The organism is Streptomyces thermoalcalitolerans, from assembly GCF_039525155.1.
Lineage (GTDB): Bacteria > Actinomycetota > Actinomycetes > Streptomycetales > Streptomycetaceae > Streptomyces > Streptomyces thermovulgaris.
This window is the reverse complement of sequence record NZ_BAAAHG010000019.1, coordinates 1-21,633: the sequence shown is the minus strand read 5'-3', so window position 1 is coordinate 21,633 and position 21,633 is coordinate 1. Positions and strand designations below refer to the sequence as shown.

Here is a 21,633-nt window from a genome sequence, read left to right as displayed (position 1 = left end):
GGTGGAGACTCAACCCGAGGACTCCCGCGGCCGGGGGAGGACGCCCGTGCGGTCCGACCGCCACAGCGCCTCGCCGTCGGCCGGGACCCTCATGTCCCGCGGGCATCGCGCCGGGGTGGCCGGTCGTGGTCACCCGTACCGCTCGAAGGGGCGCGGGGCGGGAAAACGGGTGATTCACCCGCGGGGACGCCGGGGAGCGCCGAGGTGCACCGGCCGGATGGGGCGAGGGCCTGTCAGCGGTCGGCGACGCGCATCTCGAACCATGTCGTCTTGCCGCGTGGCAGCAGGTCGACTCCCCAGCGGTCGGACAGCTTGTCGACGAGGAACAGACCGCGGCCGCTGACGTCCAGCTCCTGTACCGGCATCAGGCACGGCAGCCCGCGGGAGGGGTCGCGGACCTCGACACGGATCCAGCCGCGGCGGCGGCGCATCCGCAGCACGAAGGTCCGGGCGCCGGTGTGCCGTACGGCGTTGCCCACGAGTTCGGAGACGAGCAGGACGGTGTCCTCGACCATCTTGGGCGACAGTCCCCACCGCAGGACGACGACCTGGGCGAGGCGGCGGGCGAGGGCGGCGGACTCGGGGAGGGACGGCAGCGGAACCTCTTCCTCCGCCGGATTGCCGTATAACTCCAGCGCCTTCTGCGCGCGTTCGTCCTCGACCGCGGGCGACCAGCGCGCCGCGGTCGTGCGTGACTGCGCCCGCGGCTGTTCGACGTTCTCCAGCCCCGCCATGCCCCCATGATGGCCGTCCTCGGCCTCTTCCGGGACGGTTATGGGCGAATACGCCCCCTGGGCGCCCCTGGGGTGCATCTTTCGCGCGGCATATGCCGACGGATCCTCAGCCCCCGGAACGTCCCGGCTGACCTGCGCGGACGGATCGAACGAATCGAACGGATCAGACGGACCAGACGGGTCGGCTGGCGGCAATCGACCGGCTCCCTCGACGAGACGCGTTCAAGGCTGCGTCAAGGCTGCCACAAACCGCCCGGCCGAGGGACCCGGATCAGACATCACGTCAATTGCAAGTCCCCGAAAGGGTGAACTACAGGAACTTCGCCTTGCCGGGGCCCTCCTCCACGAAGCTGCGCATACCGCGCTCGCGGTCCTCCGTGGCGAACAGGCCGGCGAACCAGTTGCGCTCGACGGCGAGTCCGGTCTCGATGTCGGTCTCCAGACCGGTGTCGATCGACTCCTTGGCGGCACGCAGCGCGATCGCCGGCCCCTGGGCGAGCCTGGCGGCCCACGCGTGCGCCTCGGCGTAGACCTGGTCGGGCGCCACCACGCGGTCCACCAGGCCCAGCGCAAGGGCTTCGTCGGCCTTGACCTGACGGCCGGTGAAGATGAGGTCCTTGGCCTTGGAGGGGCCGATCAGCCGGGCCAGCCGCTGGGTGCCGCCCGCGCCGGGGATGAGACCGAGCAGGATCTCCGGCTGGCCGAGCCTGGCGTTCTCCCCGGCGATGCGGTAGTCCGCGCAGAGCGCGAGTTCGCAGCCGCCGCCGAGCGCGTAGCCCGTGATGGCGGCGACCACCGGCTTGGGGATGCGGGCCACGGCGGTGAAGGAGTCCTGCAGGGCGCGGGCGCGCAGGACCATCGCCGTGTGGTCCATCACCTGCATCTCCTTGATGTCCGCGCCGGCCGCGAACGCCTTCTCGCCGCCATAGATCACCACGGCGCGCACGTCCTCGCGGCGGGTGGCCTCCTCGGCGAGCTCCTTGAGCCGGTCCTGCGTGGCGATGTCGAGCGCGTTCAGGGGCGGGCGGTTCAGGCGCAGCGTGCCGACGCCCTCGGCGACTTCGAGAGATACGGTCATGGGAGCAGGTTAACGGGGACTAACGGCAGCCGGCCCGGTGCGGTCGGTCACACCGGGCCGGGCGTCGGCGGCGCGTTACGCCTTCCACTCCTCCCAGGACATGTTCCAGCCGTTGAGCCCGTTGTCCGGGGCCACCGTCCGGTCGCGGGAGTTCTTGACGATCACCACGTCGCCGATCATCGACTGGTTGTAGAACCAGGCCGCGGGCGTGTTCTTGTCGTAGCCGCCGCGAACGTCGCGCAGGCCGATGCAGCCGTGGCTGGCGTTGTAGTTGCCGAAGGCGCCGCCGCTCCAGTAGTTGCCGTGCAGGAAGGTGCCGGAGGTGGTCAGGCGCATGGCGTGCGGCACGTCGGGGATGTCGTACTCGCCCTTGCCGTCGGCGCCGACGAAGCCGACCGTCGCCCCGTCCATCCGGGTCACCTTCAGCTTCTCGCTGATGACCATCTGGCCGTTCCAGGTCTCGGTGCCCGGTGCGCCGGTGGTGACGGGGAGGGTCCTGATGACCTTGCCCTCCCGCATGACCTTCATCGTGAGCTTCTTGGCGTCGACCACGGAGACCTGGTTGCGGCCGATGGTGAAGGAGACGGTCCTGGACTGCTTGCCGTAGACGCCGGGACGGCCCTCGACACCGTCCAGGTCGAGCTTGACGGTGACCTTGGTGCCGGCCTTCCAGTAGTGCTCGGGGCGGAAGTCGAGGCGGTCGTTGCCGAACCAGTGGCCGGCGACCTCGACGGGCGGCTCGGTCTTGATCTCGATCGCCTTCTCGACGGCCTCCGGTGCCGTGATGCCCCGGGTGAAGCGGAGCGAGAACGGCATCCCGACGCCGACGGTGGAACCGTCCTCGGGGGTGAAGCGGCCGGTGAAGGTGTTCTTCGGGGTCAGCGTGGTGAAGCTGGACTTCTTGGCCGTCTCGACGCCCGCGGAGTCCTTGGCCACCGCGTGGACCGTGTACGTGGTGGAGGTGGCCAGGTGCCTGCTCGGCGTCCAGGAGCTGCCGTCGCCGGATATCTTCCCGGGAATCTCGGTGCCCTTGGGGTCCTTGACGACAACTCGGGTGAGCCTGCCCTTGCTCACGCCGACCTTGAGGGTGCCGCTGGTGTCCACGGACTTGGCGCCGTTCTCGGGCGCGATGGTCACGACCGCCTGCGACTGCTTGCTTTGGACCGTGCTGGAATCCTTGTCCTCGCCCTTCCCCGCTCCTTCGCCCGCGGCGTTCCCGCCGCACGCGGTGACGGCGAGGACCAGCACTCCGGAGACCAGCGCCAGCAGCCGCCTGTTCCCCCGTCGTCCCCGCGCGTCCGCCGACGTTCTCGCTATCGGCCGAACGTTCACGTTCCTCTCCCCTCCCCGGGCCTGCCGGCCCCGCACCCCGGTGCGCTCTCACGCACTGAGCCGCATAGTAACCACAAGGTCAGGGGCGGATTGTCAGCCGATTGTCACTGTTCAGTCCCAACTTCGGGGGCCGGCGGGCGGACAGCGGGGGCGGGCCTCGTTCCCCGCCCGGTCCGCTCGCCCACCGGTCGCTCACCGGCCGCCGGCCGGTCACCCGACCGCGCTGCCCGCCTTCCACTGCTCCCAGTCCATGTTCCATCCGCCGAGGCCGTTGTCGGGGGAGACCGTCTTGTCGTCGCTGTTGACGACCCGGACGACGTCGCCGATGAGACTGCGGTCGAAGAACCAGGCCGCCGGGGTGTCGGTCCCGCCGCCCTTGACGTCCCTCAGCCCCACGCAGCCGTGGGTGACGTTCTTGCGGCCGAAGACGTCCGGGTTCGACCAGTAGTTGCCGTGCAGGAAGGTGCCGGAGGTGGTCAGGCGCAGGGCGTGCGGGACGTCGGGGACGTCGTACTCGCTCTTGCCGTCGGCGTCGAAGAAGCCGACCGTCGCCCCGTTCATCCGGGTCACCTCGTGCATCTCCATCACCACCATCGTCCCGTTGTACGTGGCGTGCTTCGGTTCCCCGGCGGTGATGGGAAGCGTGGCGAGCAGCCGGCCGTCGCGGCGCACCTCCATGGTGTGGGCGGCGACGTCGACCACGGAGATCTGGCTGCGGCCGATGGTGAAGGAGAAGGTCTTGGACTGCAGCCCGTAGACGCCGGGTGCCCCCTCGACGTCTCTCAGCCGCAGGTCGACGGTGACCCGGGTGCCCGGCTTCCAGAACTCACGGGGGCGGAAGTCGAGCCGGCTCGAGCCGAACCAGTGCGGGCGGATCTCGACCGGGGGATCGGCGGTGACGCGGATGGCCCGTTCGACGGCGGCGCGGTGGGTGACCGGCCGGTTGAAGGCCAGGGAGACGATCATCCCGGTGCCCACGACGGAGCGGTCCTCCGGGGTGACGTAGGCGATGAAACGCTTCTCGGGGACCAGCGTGGCGAAGGTGGTGCGCCGGGTGACGCGGCGCCCGGCCTCGTCGTCGGCCACCACGGCGACGGTGTACGCGGCGGCGAGGGCCAGCCGGTCGTCGTCGGGCTGCCAGACGGTGTGGTCGCGGGAGAAGTGGCCGGGCACCGGGGTGTCCCGCGCGTCCTGGGACTTGACGACCGTGACGGACTTCAGATGTCCGCCGGTGACCCGTACCCGCAGTTTCTCGCCGGGCCCGACGTTCTTGCTGCCGTCGTCCGGCGAGACCTTGACGACTTCCTCGGCCGTCCGGGGCTTGTCGAAGAACCGGTCGATCCCCCGGGCGCCGCCCGAGGTGCAGCCGGCAGCCCCGGCCAGCAGTCCTGCCCATGTCACTACGGCGGCCAGCACGGCTCCCGCGCGCCGTGCGCGCCGCGTGCACCCAGTTGCATGCCTCACGGGCTGCCCAACGACCGGGTCCGCCCGGGGAAACGTGAGTGCGGGGCACGCCGTGGGCAGAACAGTGGTGGAGGACCGCGCGACAAGGAGCCGAGCCCGGGAACCGGCCGCGGAAAGGGGCGGACCGGAGGCGGACGAGCTGCGAGGGACCGCAGCAGCCGCGAGGACCACAAGAGCCGCGAAAACCAAAAAAAGGGGCCGACCAGGTGTCCAGCGCAGCCGAGCAGGAGGCGGTGGCGAGCGGACGCGCCACCGGGGACGGATGCGCCACCGCCACGGCGCGGACCGCCGAGGACCAGCACGCCGCCCGAGGGAACCACCCGTCCGCCGCCGTGAACGGCGCCCTCCGCACCGCACAGCCGCCCGGCGTGCCGGTGTGGCCGGGCGCGCCGGCGCCCCTGGGCGCCCGCTTCCGGGTCGGCCCGGACGGGGTGGCGGGCACCAACTTCGCGCTGTGGGCGGGCGGGGCGGAGGCGGTCGAGCTGTGTCTGTTCGACGAGTCGGGCCGGGAGACCCGCGCCCGTCTCACCGAGGTGACGCACGAGATCTGGCACGGTTTCGTCCCCGGCGTGATGCCGGGACAGCGCTACGGCTACCGGGTGCACGGCCGCTGGGACCCGTGGACCGGCGCCCGCTGGAACCCGGCCAAGCTGCTGCTCGACCCGTACGCGCGCGCGGTGGACGGCGAGTTCCGGATGCCCCCTCAGGTGTACGGGCACGTCCGGGACTGGCCCGACCAGTCGGTGGCGGACACCGTGCGCGACGAGCGGGACTCGGCGCCGTACGTGCCCAAGGGCGTCGTCGTCCATGACGACGACGACTGGTCCGACGACCGCCGGCCCAAGACGCCGTGGGCCGACTCGGTGATCTACGAGCTGCATGTGCGCGGCTTCACCCGGCGGCACCCCGGGGTCCCGGAGGAACTGCGGGGCACCTATGCCGGCCTGGCCCACCCGGCGGCGATCGAGCACCTGGTGAACCTGGGTGTGACGGCCGTGGAGCTGCTGCCGGTGCATCAGTTCGCGCACGAGGACCATCTGCTGCGCCGCGGCCTGAGGAACTACTGGGGCTACAACTCCATCGGCTACTTCGCCCCGCACGCGGCGTACTCCGCCTCCGGCACCGCCGGTCAGCAGGTGGGCGAGTTCAAACGGATGGTGCGCGCGCTGCACGCGGCCGGCATCGAGGTGATCCTCGACGTGGTCTACAACCACACGGCGGAGGCCAACGAGTACGGCCCCACACTGTCCCTGAAGGGCATCGACAACCGGCGCTACTACCGTCCGCAGGCGGACCCGCGCCGGTACGCCGACTACACCGGCTGCGGCAACACCCTGCACGTGGTCCAGCCGCATGTGCTGCGCCTGATCACCGACTCGCTGCGCTACTGGGTGACCGAGATGGGCGTGGACGGCTTCCGCTTCGACCTGGCGGCGGCCCTGGCCCGCTCCATGCACGACGTGGACATGCTCTCCCCGTTCCTCACGGTCATCGCCCAGGACCCGGTGCTGCGCCGGGTGAAGCTGATCGCCGAGCCGTGGGACGTCGGGGCGGGCGGCTACCAGGTGGGCGCCTTCCCCCCGCTGTGGACGGAGTGGAACGACCGCTACCGCGACACCGTGCGCGACTTCTGGCGGCACGCCCTGCCGGACGTACGGGAGATGGGCTACCGCCTGTCCGGCTCCAGCGACCTGTACGCCTGGAACGGCCGCCGTCCCTACGCCTCCGTCAACTACGTCACCGCGCACGACGGTTTCACCCTGCGGGACCTGGTGTCGTACGAGCGCAAGCACAACGAGGCCAACGGCGAGGACAACCGGGACGGCACCGACGACAACCGCTCCTGGAACTGCGGGGCGGAGGGCGAGACCGACGACGAGTCGGTCCGTGCGCTGCGGCGCCGGCAGCTGCGGAACCTGATGACCACGCTGCTGCTGTCCACGGGCGTGCCGATGCTGGTCGCCGGTGACGAGATGGGCCGCACCCAGGGCGGCAACAACAACGCCTACTGCCAGGACAACGAGATCAGCTGGCTGGACTGGAGCCTGCTGGAGGACCCCGGCTGGCGGGAGCTGTACGAGCTCACCGCCCGGCTGATCGCACTGCGCCGGCGGCATCCCGTGCTGCGCCGCCGCGCGTTCTTCTCCGGGCGTGCGCAGTCGGCGGACGGGCTGCGCGACCTGGCCTGGTTCACCCCGCGCGGCACGGAGATGACGGAAGGCGACTGGTACGCCCCCGCCGCCACCCTGGGCATGTATCTCTCCGGCCGGGACATCCCGGGCCGCGACGAGCGCGGCGCCCCGGTCGTCGACGACAGCTTCCTGGCCGTCCTGCACGCCGGGGAGCATCCGGTGAGCTTCGTCCTGCCGGGGCCGCCGTGGGCGGAGCGCTACGAGGTGATCGTGGACACCTCGCGGGAGGAACAGGCGCGGCCGCCGGGCGTGTTCCACGCCTCGGGCACGACGATCACGGTACCCGCCCGCTCCGTCCTGCTGTTCAGGGTCGCGGACCGGCGCACTGGCGGACCGGCGGACTGACAAGGCCGGCGGGCCGCTCGGCGCACTGGTGATGGCCCGATGAGCCGACGGCCGGGCGGCCGGGCGGACTACCCGAGAATCCCCCGCTCGTACGCCGCCGCGACCGCCGCCGCGCGGTCCTTGACGCCGAGCTTGGCGTACAGGTGGGTGAGATGGGTCTTCACGGTGGCCTCGCTGATGAAGAGCTCACGGGCGATCTCCCGGTTGGAGGTGCCCTTGGCGACCAGGGCGAGGACCTCGCGTTCCCGCGCGGACAGAGGGCCGGGGGCGGGCGCGCGGACGGCGGAGACCAGCCGGGAGGCCACGGCCGGGGAGAGCACCGTACGGCCCTTCGCGGCGGCCCGGACGGCGGTGAACAGCTCCTCGCGCGGAGCGTCCTTCAGCAGGTAGCCGGTCGCGCCCGCCTCGATCGCGGGGAGGGTGTCGGAGTCCGTGTCGTACGTGGTGAGCACGAGCACTTTGGCGCGGGCGCCCCGGCGGGACAGTTCCCGGATGGCGTCCACTCCCCCGCCGCCCGGCATGCGCAGATCCATGAGGATCACATCCGGGTCGAGGGCGGCGGCCCGTTCCAGCGCCTCCACGCCGTTCGCCGCCTCGCCGAGGACACGGAAGCCGGGCGCGGAGGCGAACATGCCGCGCAGGCCGTCCCGTACGACGGGATGGTCGTCGACGATGAGCAGGGAGATGGCCGGCTCGTCGGACGTATCAGTCATGGCGGACCTCCGTCATGGCGGACCAACGGTACGCGAGCCGACACCGCCGTGCCATGGCCGGGCTCGGACTCGACGTCGAGGAAGCCGGCGATGCGTTCGGCGCGGGCGCGCATGCCGTCGAGGCCGAAGCCGCCGGTGCGGCTGCGGGCGGGAAGGGCGAGCGGGTCGAAGCCGCACCCGTCGTCGCGGATGTCGAGGGTGACCTCGTCACCGATGTAGGAGAGGGTGACACCGACCCGGGTGGCCCGCGCGTGCCGTGCGGTGTTGGACAGGGCCTCCTGGGCGATGCGCAGCAGGGTGGCCGCCACCTCGTCGTGGAGCGGCTCGACGGTTCCGGTGGTGGTGAACCGTGCCTGTATGCCGGTGCGTTCGCCCCATTCCGTCACCGTCTTCTCCAGCGCCTGCGGCAGTCCGTCGTCGGCCAGGGCGACCGGGGCGAGGTTGTGCACGGAGCGGCGGGCCTCGCCCAGGCTGTGCCGGGCCAGGTCGATCGCGCGGTCGACGTGCTCGCGGGCCGTGGTCGCGTCCGGGGCGCTCGCCACGGCCTGGAGCTGGGCGATGATGCCGGTCAGGCCCTGGGCGAGAGTGTCGTGGATCTCGGCGGCCAGCCGCCGGCGCTCGTCGGCGATCCCCGCCTCCCGGGCCTGGACCAGGAGCTGGGCGTGCAGGGCGGCGTTCTCGTCGAGGGCCTGCTGCAACGCCGCGTTGGTGCGCTCCAGTTCGGCGATGGTCGCCTCCTGGGCACGGGTGCGGGCCTCCTCGAGTGCGCCGAGGTGGCCGAAGAGGGCCACCAGCAGGACGTTGACGGCGAGGACCGCGCCGAAGAGCAGCCAGTCCATGGCCCCGCCCGGCGGCAGTCCGCCCGACTGCGAGCCCGCGACCGTCACGGCGGTGGCGAACAGGCCCGCCGCGCGTGCCCGTCGCGGCAGCAGGCGGTCGACGCCGAAGTAGCCGATGGCCGCGTAGAAGGCGAACAGCGGGTTCATCCAGGTGAGGGCGAAGCCGATCGCCCAGCGGGCGGCGTAGTACCAGACGCTCGCCGCGGACGGTCCCGGGCGGGTGCGTGCCGCCCTGTTCCACCACAGGTGCAGGGCGGCGGCCCCGGCGACCAGGGCACCGCTCGCCCACCGCTCGCCGGCGGTCATGCCGATCGCGTCCGCGGCCGACCAGGAGACCAGGGTGCCGGCCAGCAGCAGCACGTACGGGCCCCAGCGGTGGAACACCGCCCACCGCTCGTCGAGCGTCGCCTTCTGCGTCACCGTCGCCGTCACGGCGTCATTGTCGGGCATGTCCGGTGTGCTCACTCCCAGCGGAACCAGCGTGAGGCCGCCGCTGTGAGCACCACCGTCCAGACGACCGGAACGCCCAGGTGGTCCCAGCCGGGCCAGTCGCCCGCCGCGGCCGCGTCCAGGGCCCGGGCGGCGGCGCCGAACGGGGTCCAGCCGGCGATGCGGGCCCATGGGTCCGGCATGGCCCGCACCGGCACCCACACTCCCGCGCAGAACATCGCCGGGAACGTCACGGCCGACCCGACCGCGCCGGCGATCCGCGCCGTGCGGGACAGGGCGGAGATCACGGCGCCCAGGGCCAGGACGGCGAGCACGGCCGTCAGCAGGGCGAGCAGATAGCCGAAGGGGTGCCGCGGGAGCCGGACGCCGAAGACGAGCCGGCCGGCCGTGAGCGCGGTCAGGGCGGAGAGCAGCGCGGCCCCGCCGAAGACCAGCATCTGCGCGGTCAGCAGCGCGGAGGGCCGTACCGGTGTGGTGGACATCCGGCGCAGGATGCCGCGTTCGCGGTAGCCGGTGAGGGTCTGCGGCATGCCCTGCAGTCCGCCGAGGATCAGGCCGAGGAGGACGGCCACCGGCACATAGGCGTCGACGGGACGCAGCCCGCCGAGGGACGGGTCGGGTGCGCGGAAGAACGGGACGGCGCCGAGGACCGTCAGCAGGAGGGTGGGGAAGAGCAGGATCCAGAAGAGGTGGCCGGGCTCGCGCCCGAAGAGACGGATCTCGGTGCGCAGGACGGCGGTGTTGAGCACGGCGGCGGTCATGCCGTGACCTCCTCGTCCGGGCCGGACCTCCCCGTCAGGTCCAAAAACGCGTCGTCCAGTGTGGCGTCGGTGACCCGGAGCTGGTGGGCGGTGACGTGGGAGCGGGCCAGCAGGGTGATGACGGCGTCGACCGTCTCGTCCGTGCCGGACAGCGTGACACGGCGGCCCCGGTGCTCGACCGAGACGAGGCCGGGCAGCGCGTTCACCTCGTCCTCGTCCAGCGGCGCGGACGGGGTGAAGCTGATGACGGTGGCGCCCGTCGAGCGGCGGATGAGTCCGGCCGGGGTGTCCAGGGCGGCCACCCGGCCCTTGTCGATCACCGCGATCCGGTCGCAGAGCCGCTGGGCCTCCTCCATGAAGTGGGTGACGAGCAGGACGGTGACGCCGTTCGCGCGGATGTCCTCGATGAGCTGCCAGGTGTCACGGCGGGCGCGCGGGTCGAGGCCGGTGGTCAGCTCGTCCAGCACCACCACCCGGGGATCGCCGACCAGGGCGAGCGCGATGAACAGGCGCTGCTTCTGTCCTCCGGAGAGCTTGCCGAACCGGGTGGTCAGCTTCGGGACGAGTCCGAGCCGTTCGGCGAGCGGACGCCAGTCGGCGGGCCGCGGGTGGAAGGACGCGTAGAGCTCCAGGGCCTCGCGGACGGTGAGCCTGTCCTGGAGTTCGCTCCGCTGGAGCTGGGCGCCGAGGACGCGGGTGACCTTCTCGTGGTCGGCGACCGGGTCGAGGCCGGCGACGCGGACCCGTCCCGCGTCGGGGACGCGCAGGCCCTCGACGCATTCGACGGTGGTGGTCTTGCCGGCGCCGTTGGGGCCGAGGATCCCGAAGATCTCGCCCTCCTCGACGGTGAAGGACACGCCGTCGACGGCGGGCCGGCCGCCGTAGGACTTGCGCAGATCGGTGACGTCGATGACGGGCATGGCATCAGCCTCGCGGAACGCGGGGCGGCCGGGCATCGGCCGTCCCGCTCGAAGCCGCATCGGCCGATCGGCTGATGCGGCCGTACGACTCCCGGGGGGGGGCCAAAAGCACGTCGGAGCGGGAATCCCCGGTGTGGGAACGGCCGTTCGCGCAGGTCGTAGGACCGAGGACCGAGCCGGGTCCGGTCAAAACTCGGTGGGAAGCGCAAGGAACCATCCGTAGGCTCACCGCTGATGGCCACGACACTCCCTCCCCCTGAAGCGCCCGCCGAAGCGCCTGCCGAAGCGCTCCGCGACGCCCCCTCCGAGGCCCGCTCCACCGTGCGCACCCTGCTGCGGCTGTGGCCGTACGTGCGGCCCGTGCGGGTGCGGCTGTTCACCGCCGCCTTCATCGCCGTCCTCGCCTCCTGCGTCGGGCTGGTCATCCCGCTCGTCCTGAAGTGGATGGTGGACGGGCCGATCGCCGGCCGGGACCCGGCGGGCGTGTGGCTCGGCGCGCTGTACCTGCTGCTGCTCGGGCTGGCGGAGGCGCTGCTGTTCGGGTTCCGGCGCTGGCTGGTGGCCCGGCCGCTGTCGGGGGTCGAGGCGGCGATGCGGGCGGATCTCTACCGGCATCTGCAGCGGCTGCCGATCGCCTTTCACGACCGCTGGCCGTCCGGACAGTTGCTGTCCCGGGGCACCACGGACCTGATGCTGCTGCGCATGTTCCTGGCCTTCCCGCTGACGTTCCTCCTGGTCAACGGAGTGACGATCCTCGTCGGCATGATCATCATGCTGGTCCAGGACTGGGTGCTGGGGCTGGTGCTCCTGATCCCGACCGTGCCGGTGGTGGTCACCTGTGTGATCTTCGAGAAGCGGTACTCCAGGGCGGCGCGGCTCGCCCAGGACCAGGTCGGCGATCTGACCACGGTCGTCGAGGAGAGCGTGCTCGGCATCCGCATCATCAAGGGGTTCGGCCGGCACCGCAGTCAGGCGCGGGCGTTCCGGGAGCTGTCGGAGAAGCTGCGCGGCACGGAGCTGCACAAGGCCAGGCTGCTGGCCACGATCCTGGGCGTCATCGTGACGCTGCCGGAGCTGGCCATCGGGGCGGCACTGGTGCTCGGAACCGTGCGGGTGGCCGACGGGGACCTGTCCGCGGGCACGCTGGTGGCGTTCCTGTCGACGGCCCTCGCGCTGCGCTGGCCGGTGGACTCGATCGGGTTCCTGCTGGCGATGAGCCAGGAGGCGGCCACCGCCACCGAGCGGTACTTCGAGGTGATGGACGCGCGGGAGGAACAAGAGGAAGAACAAGAGGAAGACGAGGGAGGCAAGGGGGACAAGGGAGCCGAGGGAGCCGGGAGGGCCGAGGGGCCCAAGGAGACCGGGAAGGCTGGAAAAGAGAAAGACGAGAAGGCCGAGAAGGACGGCGACCGCGTCCCGGCCTCCGTCGGCCGGTCCGCCGCCCGGTCCGTCCCCCGCGGCGACGAAGGGCTGCGGCTCCACCACGTCACCTTCCGCTACCCCGACGCCCCCGCCGATTCCCCGCCCGTCCTCGACCGTGTCGACCTGCACATCCGCCCCGGCGAGTCCCTGGCCCTGGTCGGTGCGACCGGCAGCGGCAAGACCACGCTGACCGCCCTGATCCCGCGGCTGTACGAGGTGACCTCGGGGCGGATCACCCTGGACGGCGTCGACATCAGGGACATGTCCCGCGAGGAGCTGCGCTCGAGGGTCGCCGTCGCCTTCGAGGAGCCGACGCTGTTCTCGGCCACGGTCGAGGAGAACGTGCTGATGGGCGCCGGGGACGCCGCCGGGAGAAAGGAGCTGGAGCGGGCGCTCGGCGTGGCGCAGGCCGACTTCGTGCACACGCTGCCGCAGGGCGTGGACACCCAGGTCGGCGAGCAGGGGCTCAGCCTCTCCGGCGGGCAGCGGCAGCGCCTCGCGCTCGCCCGGGCGGTGGTCGGCCGGCCCGACTTCCTGGTGCTGGACGACCCGCTGTCCGCGCTCGACGTGCACACGGAGGCCGCGGTCGAGGCCGCCCTGCGCCGGGTGCTCGCGGACACCACGGCCCTGATCGTGGCGCACCGCCCCTCCACGGTCCTGCTGGCCGACCGCGTCGCCCTGCTCTCCGGCGGCCGGATCACCGCCGTCGGCACCCATCACGAACTGCTGCGCACCAACCCCGAGTACGCCCACCTCATGTCCGGCACCCCGGCGGCGGAGCAGGCGGAACGGGTGGAACAGGCGGAACAGGAGGACATCCGATGACGGCGACCACCACCGCGCCCGCCCCGGACCGGGACGACGACCGGTCGCCCGAGGAGGCCGGCGGTCCCTTCGACCGGGACGTCCTGCCCGCTCCCCCGGGCGCCACCGGCGCACTCCTGCGTTCTCTGCTCCGCCCCCTGCGGGGCCATGTCGTCCTCGCCGCGCTGTTGCTGCTGCTCCAGCAGGCGGCGGCGCAGGCCGGGCCGCTGCTGGTGGCGTACGCGATCGACCGTGCGGTGCCCGCGTTCCGGGCCGACGACCACGGGCCGCTGATCGCGGTGGCGGTGGGCTATCTGCTGTGCGCCACGGCGTCCGGCGCGCTGCAGTACGCGTTCATCACCGTCTCCGCCCGGGTCAGCCAGGACGTGCTGCTCGATCTGCGCGGCCGGATCTTCCGGCATGCGCAGGCGCTCAGCATCGACTTCCACGAGCGCTACACCTCGGGCCGGCTCATCTCCCGCTCGACCACCGACGTCGAGTCGCTGCGCGAGCTGCTGGAGGAGGGCCTGCAGGAGCTGGTGACGGTCGCCCTGTCCTCCGTCTACATCCTGACGCTGCTGCTCTGGCTGGACCTGGGGCTCGGCGCGGTCGCGGTGGCGTCGTTCGTGCCGCTGTACGCGATCGTGCGGTCCTACCGGCGGCGGGCGGGGCGGGTGTACCGCAGGCGGTCCACGGCCATCGCGGCGGTGATCGTGAAGTTCGTCGAGACGATGAACGGCATCCGGCCGGTGCGCGCCTTCCGCCGGGAGGCCGCCAACGACGCCGACTTCGCGGTGCTGAACCGGCGGCACGAGCGGACCAACGGCGATGCGCTGCTGGAGATGGCCCGCTATGTCGTCGGCTCGCGGATCACCGCCAACATCACGGTGGCGCTGGTCGTGCTGTGGGGCGCCTACCGGGTGGCGGACGGGTCGCTGGCGCTGGGTGTGCTGGCGGCGGCGGTGCTGTATCTGCGGCGGCTGTACGACCCGATCGACCGGCTGGGCATGTTCCTCAACTCCTATCAGTCGGCGGCGGCCTCCCTGGAGAAGATCGCGGGTCTGCTGGCCCAGATCCCGTCGGTTCCGGAGCCGTCGGTGCCCAAGCGGCTCCCGCCGCTCGAGTCCGGTCTGCCGGGACGTGAGGTGGTCTTCGACGGCGTCCGCTTCGGCTACCGCACGGGCGGGGAGGTGCTGCCCCGCTTCGACCTGACCATCCCGGCCGGCCAGACCGTCGCCGTGGTCGGCTCCACCGGCGCGGGCAAGTCGACCCTGGCCAAGCTGCTCGCCCGTTTCTACGACCCGACCGACGGCCGGGTGCTGCTGGACGGCGTGGACCTGCGCGACCTGGCCGCTCCCGAGCTGCGGCGCGGGGTCGTCATGGTCACGCAGGAGGCGTTCCTGTTCTCCGGCACGGTCGCCGAGAACATCGCCATCGGCCGTCCGGACGCCACCCGCGAGGAGATCGAGCGGGCCGCGAAGGCGATCGGCGCCCATGACTTCATCAGCGCCCTGCCCGACGGCTACGACACGGACGTGCGCAAGCGGGGCGGACGCATCTCCGCGGGCCAGCGCCAACTGGTCTCCTTCGCCCGGGCGCTGCTCGCCGACCCGTCCGTGCTCATCCTGGACGAGGCCACCAGCTCGCTCGACATCCCGGGCGAACAGGCGGTGCAGCATGCGATGGCCACGGTTCTGCGGGGGCGTACGGCCGTGGTGATCGCCCATCGTCTGTCCACGGTGGAGATCGCCGACCGGGTGCTGGTCATGGAGCACGGCCGGATCGTGGAGGACGGCACTCCGGCCGACCTCATCGCGGGCACGGGCCGCTTCGCCCGTCTGCACCGCGCCTGGCGGGACAGCCTGGCCTGAGGAACCGGACCCCGCGGAACCGGACGGCGACGGGCCCGGGGAGCCGGGCGGGATCGGGGGTGACCGGTGATCGACGCGTACGAGGACCCGGACACGCCCGACCGCCGGCGACGAGCGGCGGCCCTGAGCCCGCCGCCGGCCCCGCTCGTCCTCCGCGCGCCTGCTCTCCTTCTGTTCCCTTTCTGTCCCTTCCTGTTCTCTCTTCGTTCTCCCGCGCTTTTCACACAGGTGAGGCGGGATCATCCGCCTCACCCCTTCCCTCCGGATACCGGACACCCACCTTCGACCATCGGGAAATTTCGGCCAACTTCCCGTGCATCCCGACGGCGATGAGCACCGGCGGCAGCCCGGCGACGCGCCCGCGCCGCCCCTGAATCGGCCCGTCCACGTGCGGTTCCGGCAGCCCCGCGATCCCACGACATCACTCGTTCATCCCGCCGAAACATCCGACGAGCCATCGGTTTTCGGCCAACATCATCTGAGGACTCTGTCATGTACGCGTCCGTAGTGTCACTCTTCCAGCACCGCCGCACGAGCACTGCACCCCACCACCGCTCCGGTCCGGCACCCCCACGCCGGCCGGACACCCCCACGTAAGGAGCTTGTGTGACTCCCCGCTACGCGCGTCCCAGACGCACCGCCCTGGCCCTCGCCACCGCCGTCGTGGCCGGAGCCCTCCTCGGCACCGGTCTGAGCACCGGCGCCTCGGCCCAGCCCCAGGCCGGTTCCACCGGCGCGGCCCCCCTCGCCGCCGCCCCCGTCCTGCTCTCCGACGCGGAGCGCACCTCCCTGATCCAGCAGGCGCAGGCCGACGCCGTCGGCACCGCCCGGGAGATAGGCCTCGGCGCCCAGGAGAAGCTGGTCGTCAGAGATGTCGTCAAGGACGCCGACGGCACGGTGCACACCCGCTACGAGCGCACCTACGCGGGCCTGCCCGTCCTCGGCGGCGACCTGATCGTCCACACCTCCAGGACCGGCAGGACCCAGGGCGTCACCAAGGCCACCGAGGCGACCATCAAGGTGGACACGCTCACGCCGAGGATCGCCGCCGCCAAGGCCGAGAAGCAGGCGGTGACCCTGGCCCGGGCGGCCGGCTCGGAGAACACCACCCCCGACCAGGCCCCGCGCAAGGTCATCTGGGCGGGCGACGGCACACCGGTCCTCGCCTACGAGACGGTCGTCGGCGGCCTCCAGGACGACGGCACCCCGAACGAACTGCACGTCATCACCGACGCGACCACCGGCGAGAAGCTGTACGAGTACCAGGGCGTCGTGAACGGCACCGGCAGAACCCTGTACTCGGGCACCGTCACCCTCTCCACCACCCGGTCGGGATCGACGTACCAGCTGTACGACACCACGCGCGGCGGCCACCGGACGTACAACCTGGCCCGCGGCACCTCCGGCACCGGCACCCTGTTCACCGACGCGGACGACGTGTGGGGCACCGGCACCGCCTCCAGTTCCAGCAGCGACCAGACGGCCGCCGCCGACGCCGCCTACGGCGCCCAGGTCACCTGGGACTTCTACAAGAACGTCTTCGGCCGCAACGGCATCAGGAACAACGGGACGGCCGCCTACTCACGGGTCCACTACGGCAACAACTACATCAACGCCTTCTGGTCCGACAGCTGCTTCTGCATGACCTACGGCGACGGCGCGGGCAACGTCAAGCCGCTGACCTCGCTGGACGTGGCCGGCCACGAGATGTCCCACGGCCTCACCTCCTACACCGCGGGGCTGCGGTACTCCGGCGAGTCCGGCGGGCTCAACGAGGCCACCTCCGACATCTTCGGCACCGGCGTGGAGTTCTACGCCAACAACGCCTCCGACCCCGGTGACTACCTCATCGGCGAGAAGATCGACATCAACGGCAACGGCACCCCGCTGCGCTACATGGACAGGCCCAGCAAGGACGGCGCCTCCGCCGACTACTGGTCCTCCGGCGTGGGCAACAGGGACGTGCACTACTCGTCCGGCGTCGCGAACCACTTCTTCTACCTCCTCGCGGAGGGCAGCGGAGCGAAGACGATCAACGGCGTCAGCTACAACTCGCCGACGTACGACGGCTCCAGGATCACCGGCATCGGCCGCGACAAGGCGCTGCAGATCTGGTACAAGGCGCTGACCACGTACATGACGTCGACCACCACCTACAAGGGCGCCCGCACGGCGACCCTGAACGCGGCGGCGGCGCTGTACGGCTCCGGCAGCACCGAGTACAACACGGTGGCGGCGGCCTGGACCGCGGTCAACGTCACCTGAACCAAGGGCAGTTGACAGGTACGGCCCCCGGGAAAGGAGGTCCTTTCCCGGGGGCCGTCCTAGGCTTGTGTCCCATGTCTACGGAGGACTTCACCTACGAGGAAGTCGGCGCGACGCGTGAAGAGGGTCACTGCCCGCCGGGCTTCCACCCCCTGCACATGCGCATGCGCATCGGCGAGGGCACGGAGGTGTTCCGACGGGCGTCCGAGGCGGTGCTGACCTGGGAGATGCACCGGGCTCTCGGAGTGGACATCGACACGAGTGCACAGCGGGCGGCGCCCGGCGTCGACGTCACCGTCAGCGTCGGCGGGGTCGTCAGGGCGCCGTGCCGGGTGGTCTGGACGGTCGAGGAACACCGTCGCGCCGGGTGGGCCTACGGCACGCTGCCGGGGCATCCGGCGTGCGGTGAAGAGGCCTTCGTGGTGAACCGTACGGGAGACGGAACCGTGTGGCTGACGGTCAGTTCGTTCAGCAGACCGGCGACGTGGTACGCCCGGGCGGCGGGACCGGCCACCCGGGGACTGCAGCACATGTTCGCCCGGCGCTGCGGTGTGGTGCTGCGGAGGCTGTGCGCCGGCATACCGGAGCCTTGACTGCGGGCAGTCGCACCGCCCGAGCGGTACGACTGCCCGCGGCCGGCGCGCTATCGCATCAGCACCCCCGCTCCCTCGCCCGTCCCCTCCGCGGGGACCGCCATCAGGCCCAGCTCGGCGCTGGAGGCCAGCAGGCGGTGGGCGGGGAGGATGCGGACCGTGTAGCCGTAGGGACCGGTGCGGTCCAGGGAGAGCGGGCCCTCGTAGACCCAGCGGCCGTCGGCGTCGGGGGCGCCCGTGGGCTTCAGCGGGACGGCGGTGGCGTCGGTGATGCGGTCCTCCTCGTCCACCCGGCCGGAGACGACCTGCACCTCCACGTCGTCCGGGCCGAGGCTGCCCAGGCCCACGCGCACCCGCAGACCGAGGGTGGTGCCGAGTTCGGCGGTGGCCGTGGAGAGGGACTCCCCGGTGCGTTCGGCGACGGGGGAGGAGGTCTCCACATGGTCGACCGTCACCTCGTGCCAGGCGCTGCGCACCCGTGCCTTCCACCGCGCGAGCTCACGGGCCGTGTCCGGGTCCAGGGCGCGGTGGGCGTGGGCGGCGGGGACGTAGAGCCGTTCGACGTACTCGCGGACCATGCGGCTCGCCAGCACCTTCGGGCCGAGCCGGGCCAGGGTCTGACGGACCATCTCGATCCACCGGTCGGGCAGCCCGCCCCGGCCGCGCTCGTAGAAGCGGGGGGCGACCCGCTGCTCCAGCAGGTCGTACAGCGCGGCGGCCTCGATGTCGTCGCGCTGGTCGGGGTCGTAGCCGGCCCCGTCCGCGGTCGGGATGGCCCAGCCGAAGTCGGGCTGGTACCACTCGTCCCACCAGCCGTCCAGCACCGAGAGGTTGAGGCAGCCGTTGAGCGCGGCCTTCATGCCGGAGGTGCCGCACGCCTCCAGCGGGCGCAGCGGGTTGTTCAGCCAGACGTCGCAGCCGTGGTAGAGCTTCTGCGCCATCGCCATGCCGTAGTCCGGCAGGAAGACGATCCGGTGGCGCACCCGCGGGTCGTCGGCGAAGCGGACCAGCTCCTGGATGAGCCGCTTGCCGCTGTCGTCGGCCGGGTGCGCCTTGCCCGCGACCACGATCTGCACCGGACGCTCGGGGTGCAGCAGGAGGTCCATCAGCCGGTCGCGGTCGCGCAGCATCAGCGTCAGGCGCTTGTACGACGGCACCCGGCGGGCGAAGCCGATCGTCAGCACATCGGGGTCGAACACGTCGTCGATCCAGCCCAGCTCGGCCGTGCCCGCGCCGCGCTGCCGCCAGGAGGCCCGCAGCCGGGCGCGCACCTCGGCGACCAGCTGTTCGCGCAAATCGCGGCGGAGGTCCCAGATGACCTGGTCGGGGATGTCGGCGACGGCGTCCCAGCGTTCGGAGCCGCCCGAGGTCAGCGCGTCCTCGGTGCGGTGGGGGCCGACCTGCCGGGCACCGAGCCGGAAGACCTCGGGGGCCACCCAGGTCGGGGCGTGCACGCCGTTGGTCACGGAGGTGATCGGCACCTCCTCGGGGTCGAATCCCGGCCACAGTCCGGCGAACATCTCCCGGCTGACCTTGCCGTGCAGCAGGGAGACGCCATTGGCGCGCTGGGCCAGCCTGAGGCCCATCACGGCCATGTTGAACAGGTTCGGCTCACCGCCCGGGTAGGTCTCCATGCCCAGCTGGAGGATCCGCTCGACGTCGATGCCCGGCAGCTCGGCGCCGGGCCCGAAGTGGCGGGCGACCAGTTCCCGGTCGAAGCGGTCGATGCCGGCCGGGACGGGGGTGTGCGTGGTGAAGACCGTGCCCGCGCGCACCGCCTCCAGTCCCGCGTCGAAGTCCAGGCCCTGGGCGCACAGCTCGGCGATGCGCTCCAGTCCGAGGAAGCCCGCGTGGCCCTCGTTGGTGTGGAACACCTCGGGGTCGGGGTGGCCGGTGATCCGGCAGTACGCCCGGACCGCCCGCACTCCCCCTATGCCCAGCAGCATCTCCTGCAGCAGCCGGTGCTCGCTGCCGCCGCCGTAGAGCCGGTCGGTCACCCCGCGCTCGCCGAGGTCGTTCTCCTCGACGTCGGAGTCCAGCATCAGCAGCGGGATCCGGCCGATCTGGGCCACCCAGATCCGGGCGTGCAGGGCCCTGCCGCCGGGCAGGGCCAGCGAGACCCGTGCCGGGGTGCCGTCGGGCTCCTTCAGCAGGGTGACGGGCAGCTCGTGGGGGTCGAGGACCGGGTAGTGCTCCTGCTGCCAGCCGTCCCGGGACAGGGTCTGCCGGAAGTAGCCGTGCCGGTACAGCAGCCCGACTCCGATCAGCGGTACGCCGAGGTCGCTGGCCGCCTTCAGATGGTCGCCGGCGAGGATGCCGAGGCCGCCGGAGTACTGCGGCAGCGCGGCCGTGACGCCGAACTCGGGCGAGAAGTACGCGATGGCGGCGGGCAGGCCCTCCGGGCGGCTCTGGTACCAGCGGTCGCCGGTCATGTAGTCGTGCAGGTCGTCGGCGACGGCGGTCAGCCGGCGCAGGAAGCGGCGGTCCTCGGCCAGCTCGGCCAGCCGCGCGGGAGGAACGCTGCCGAGCAGGCGTACGGGGTCGCCCCCCGAGGAGGCCCAGTGCTCGGGGTCGATGGACTGGAAGAGGTCACGGGTCTCGGCGTGCCAGGACCAGCGCAGATTGCGGGCCAGCTCGCTGAGCGGGCGCAGGGGCTCGGGGAGAGCGGGACGGACGGTGAACCGACGGATCGCCTTCACTTGCCACCTCGGCTCGTTCGCTGGATGGACGCACTGCGCTGTGCGCCCCGTCACACTGAAAACCGTACCGGCCCGGCGGCGGACACCGCTGGGTGTGGACATCACCGGGTGCACCGTGCCCGGAAGGGACCGGGTCGGCGTCCGGACCGGACCGGTCGGCACCGGTTTCGGACCGGCCGGTCTTGTGTGTCGGCATACGCGTGAGTAGTTAACAAGGTGCCGGATTGCTCACCCGAATAGGGTGGGAAGGCTCCACCGGTACCCCTTCAGGCACACCTCCGCAGGACCTCCCCACAGACATCCGCCCACACCCTCGTTGACGCGGACAGGAGCGGTCATGCCCGCCAAGCACCATCCGGCAGTACCACAGACGACCCGCGCGAGCAGCGCGTCACGCGGCGCACAGGGAGCTTCCGGCCGGCCCGGCACCGGTGCCTCGTCCGGGCCCTCCCGCGCCTCCGGCCGGCGGGCCGCACCGGGCTCGAAGCGGTCCTCCCCGGGCAGGGCCACCGCCGTGGGCCGGATCCCCGTGCTGGACGTGCGCCCGATCGTCCTGAACGGCCGCAGGCCCGCCAAGGCGGTGACCGGGGAGTCGTTCCAGATCTCGGCCACCGTCTTCCGGGAGGGCCACGAGGCGGTGGCCGCGAACGTGGTCCTGCGCGACCCGGAGGGCCGCCCGGGCCCCTGGACACCGATGCGCGAGCTGGCCCCCGGCACCGACCGCTGGGGCGCCGAGGTGACCGCCGGTGAGCCCGGTCTGTGGACGTACACGGTCGAGGCCTGGAGCGATCCGGTCACCACCTGGCGGCACCAGGCACAGATCAAGATTCCCGCCGGGCAGGACACCGACCTCGTCCTGGAGGAAGGCGCACAGCTGTACGAGCGGGCCGCCGCCGGAGTGCCGAAGAAGGAGGGCCGGGACGTGGTCCTGGCCGCCGTGACGGCGCTGCGCGACGAGAGCCGGCCGGCCGCCGCCCGTCTGGCGGGGGCGTTGACGCCGGAGGTGGATACGGTGCTGGCGCGGTGGCCGCTGCGGGAGCTGGTCACCGCCTCCGAGCCGCTGGAGCTGCTGGTGGAGCGGGAGCGGGCCCTGTACGGGTCGTGGTACGAGTTCTTCCCCCGCTCCGAGGGCACCCCCCAGCAGCCGCACG

15 protein-coding genes are annotated in these 21,633 nt (G+C 72.0%); 6 read left to right on the top strand and 9 right to left on the bottom strand.

Features of this window, described 5'->3' with window-relative positions; translation table 11 throughout:
• Positions 1–233: 233 nt before the first annotated feature.
• The 4 genes from ABD224_RS13690 to ABD224_RS13675 all read right to left on the bottom strand — a co-directional run bounded on the left by ABD224_RS13690 (position 234) and on the right by ABD224_RS13675 (position 4,557).
• Positions 234–734, bottom strand: coding sequence for an ATP-binding protein (locus ABD224_RS13690; RefSeq protein WP_344049799.1), 501 nt, complete (start codon positions 732–734; stop codon positions 234–236).
• Between the two features lie 310 nt (positions 735–1,044).
• On the bottom strand, positions 1,045–1,812 hold the full coding sequence (locus ABD224_RS13685) for an enoyl-CoA hydratase/isomerase family protein (protein ID WP_344049798.1): 768 nt from the start codon (positions 1,810–1,812) through the stop codon (positions 1,045–1,047).
• 75 nt (positions 1,813–1,887) lie between these two features.
• Positions 1,888–3,144 carry a L,D-transpeptidase gene (locus tag ABD224_RS13680; RefSeq protein ID WP_344049797.1) on the bottom strand — a complete coding sequence of 419 codons (1,257 nt, stop codon included), beginning with the start codon at positions 3,142–3,144 and terminating at the stop codon, positions 1,888–1,890.
• Between the two features lie 210 nt (positions 3,145–3,354).
• On the bottom strand, positions 3,355–4,557 hold the full coding sequence (locus ABD224_RS13675) for a L,D-transpeptidase (RefSeq protein WP_344049876.1): 1,203 nt from the start codon (positions 4,555–4,557) through the stop codon (positions 3,355–3,357).
• Positions 4,558–4,814: 257 nt separating this feature from the next.
• Between ABD224_RS13675 and glgX the strand changes: the two genes are divergently transcribed.
• Complete coding sequence (gene glgX / locus ABD224_RS13670; protein ID WP_344049796.1) at positions 4,815–7,145, top strand: glycogen debranching protein GlgX; 2,331 nt, start codon at positions 4,815–4,817, stop codon at positions 7,143–7,145.
• 68 nt (positions 7,146–7,213) lie between these two features.
• Here the strand turns inward: glgX and ABD224_RS13665 are convergent, their stop codons facing one another.
• The 4 genes from ABD224_RS13665 to ABD224_RS13650 are packed head-to-tail and all read right to left on the bottom strand — an operon-like array spanning position 7,214 to position 10,828.
• A complete protein-coding gene (locus ABD224_RS13665) occupies positions 7,214–7,858 on the bottom strand; it encodes a response regulator (RefSeq protein ID WP_344049795.1) in 645 nt (214 codons plus the stop codon).
• Positions 7,855–9,147 (bottom strand): sensor histidine kinase, encoded by a 1,293-nt coding sequence (locus ABD224_RS13660; protein ID WP_344049794.1) that lies wholly within the window; start codon positions 9,145–9,147, stop codon positions 7,855–7,857. The genes ABD224_RS13665 and ABD224_RS13660 overlap by 4 nt, the downstream gene beginning before the upstream one ends.
• A gap of 11 nt (positions 9,148–9,158) precedes the next feature.
• Positions 9,159–9,908, bottom strand: a complete 750-nt coding sequence (locus ABD224_RS13655; RefSeq protein ID WP_344049793.1) for an ABC transporter permease — start codon at positions 9,906–9,908, stop codon at positions 9,159–9,161.
• Complete coding sequence (locus tag ABD224_RS13650) at positions 9,905–10,828, bottom strand: ABC transporter ATP-binding protein (RefSeq protein ID WP_344049792.1); 924 nt, start codon at positions 10,826–10,828, stop codon at positions 9,905–9,907. The genes ABD224_RS13655 and ABD224_RS13650 overlap by 4 nt, the downstream gene beginning before the upstream one ends.
• Positions 10,829–11,062: 234 nt before the next feature.
• On the opposite strand from ABD224_RS13650, the gene ABD224_RS13645 reads away from it, so the two are divergent.
• The 4 genes from ABD224_RS13645 (at position 11,063) to ABD224_RS13630 (ending at position 17,783) form a co-directional block, all read left to right on the top strand.
• A complete protein-coding gene (locus ABD224_RS13645; protein WP_344049791.1) occupies positions 11,063–13,075 on the top strand; it encodes an ABC transporter ATP-binding protein in 2,013 nt (670 codons plus the stop codon).
• On the top strand, positions 13,072–14,925 hold the full coding sequence (locus tag ABD224_RS13640; protein ID WP_344049790.1) for an ABC transporter ATP-binding protein: 1,854 nt from the start codon (positions 13,072–13,074) through the stop codon (positions 14,923–14,925). Before ABD224_RS13645 ends, ABD224_RS13640 begins: the two co-directional genes overlap by 4 nt.
• A 606-nt stretch (positions 14,926–15,531) precedes the next feature.
• Positions 15,532–17,190 carry a M4 family metallopeptidase gene (locus ABD224_RS13635; RefSeq protein ID WP_344049789.1) on the top strand — a complete coding sequence of 553 codons (1,659 nt, stop codon included), beginning with the start codon at positions 15,532–15,534 and terminating at the stop codon, positions 17,188–17,190.
• A gap of 74 nt (positions 17,191–17,264) precedes the next feature.
• Positions 17,265–17,783, top strand: coding sequence for a DUF1990 domain-containing protein (locus ABD224_RS13630; RefSeq protein WP_344049788.1), 519 nt, complete (start codon positions 17,265–17,267; stop codon positions 17,781–17,783).
• A gap of 50 nt (positions 17,784–17,833) precedes the next feature.
• Here the strand turns inward: ABD224_RS13630 and ABD224_RS13625 are convergent, their stop codons facing one another.
• A complete protein-coding gene (locus ABD224_RS13625; protein ID WP_344049787.1) occupies positions 17,834–20,482 on the bottom strand; it encodes a glycosyltransferase family 1 protein in 2,649 nt (882 codons plus the stop codon).
• Positions 20,483–20,819: 337 nt separating this feature from the next.
• Here ABD224_RS13625 and ABD224_RS13620 point away from each other — a divergent pair.
• The coding region (locus tag ABD224_RS13620) for a maltotransferase domain-containing protein (RefSeq protein ID WP_344049786.1) at positions 20,820–21,633 on the top strand (814 nt) is incomplete at its 3' end.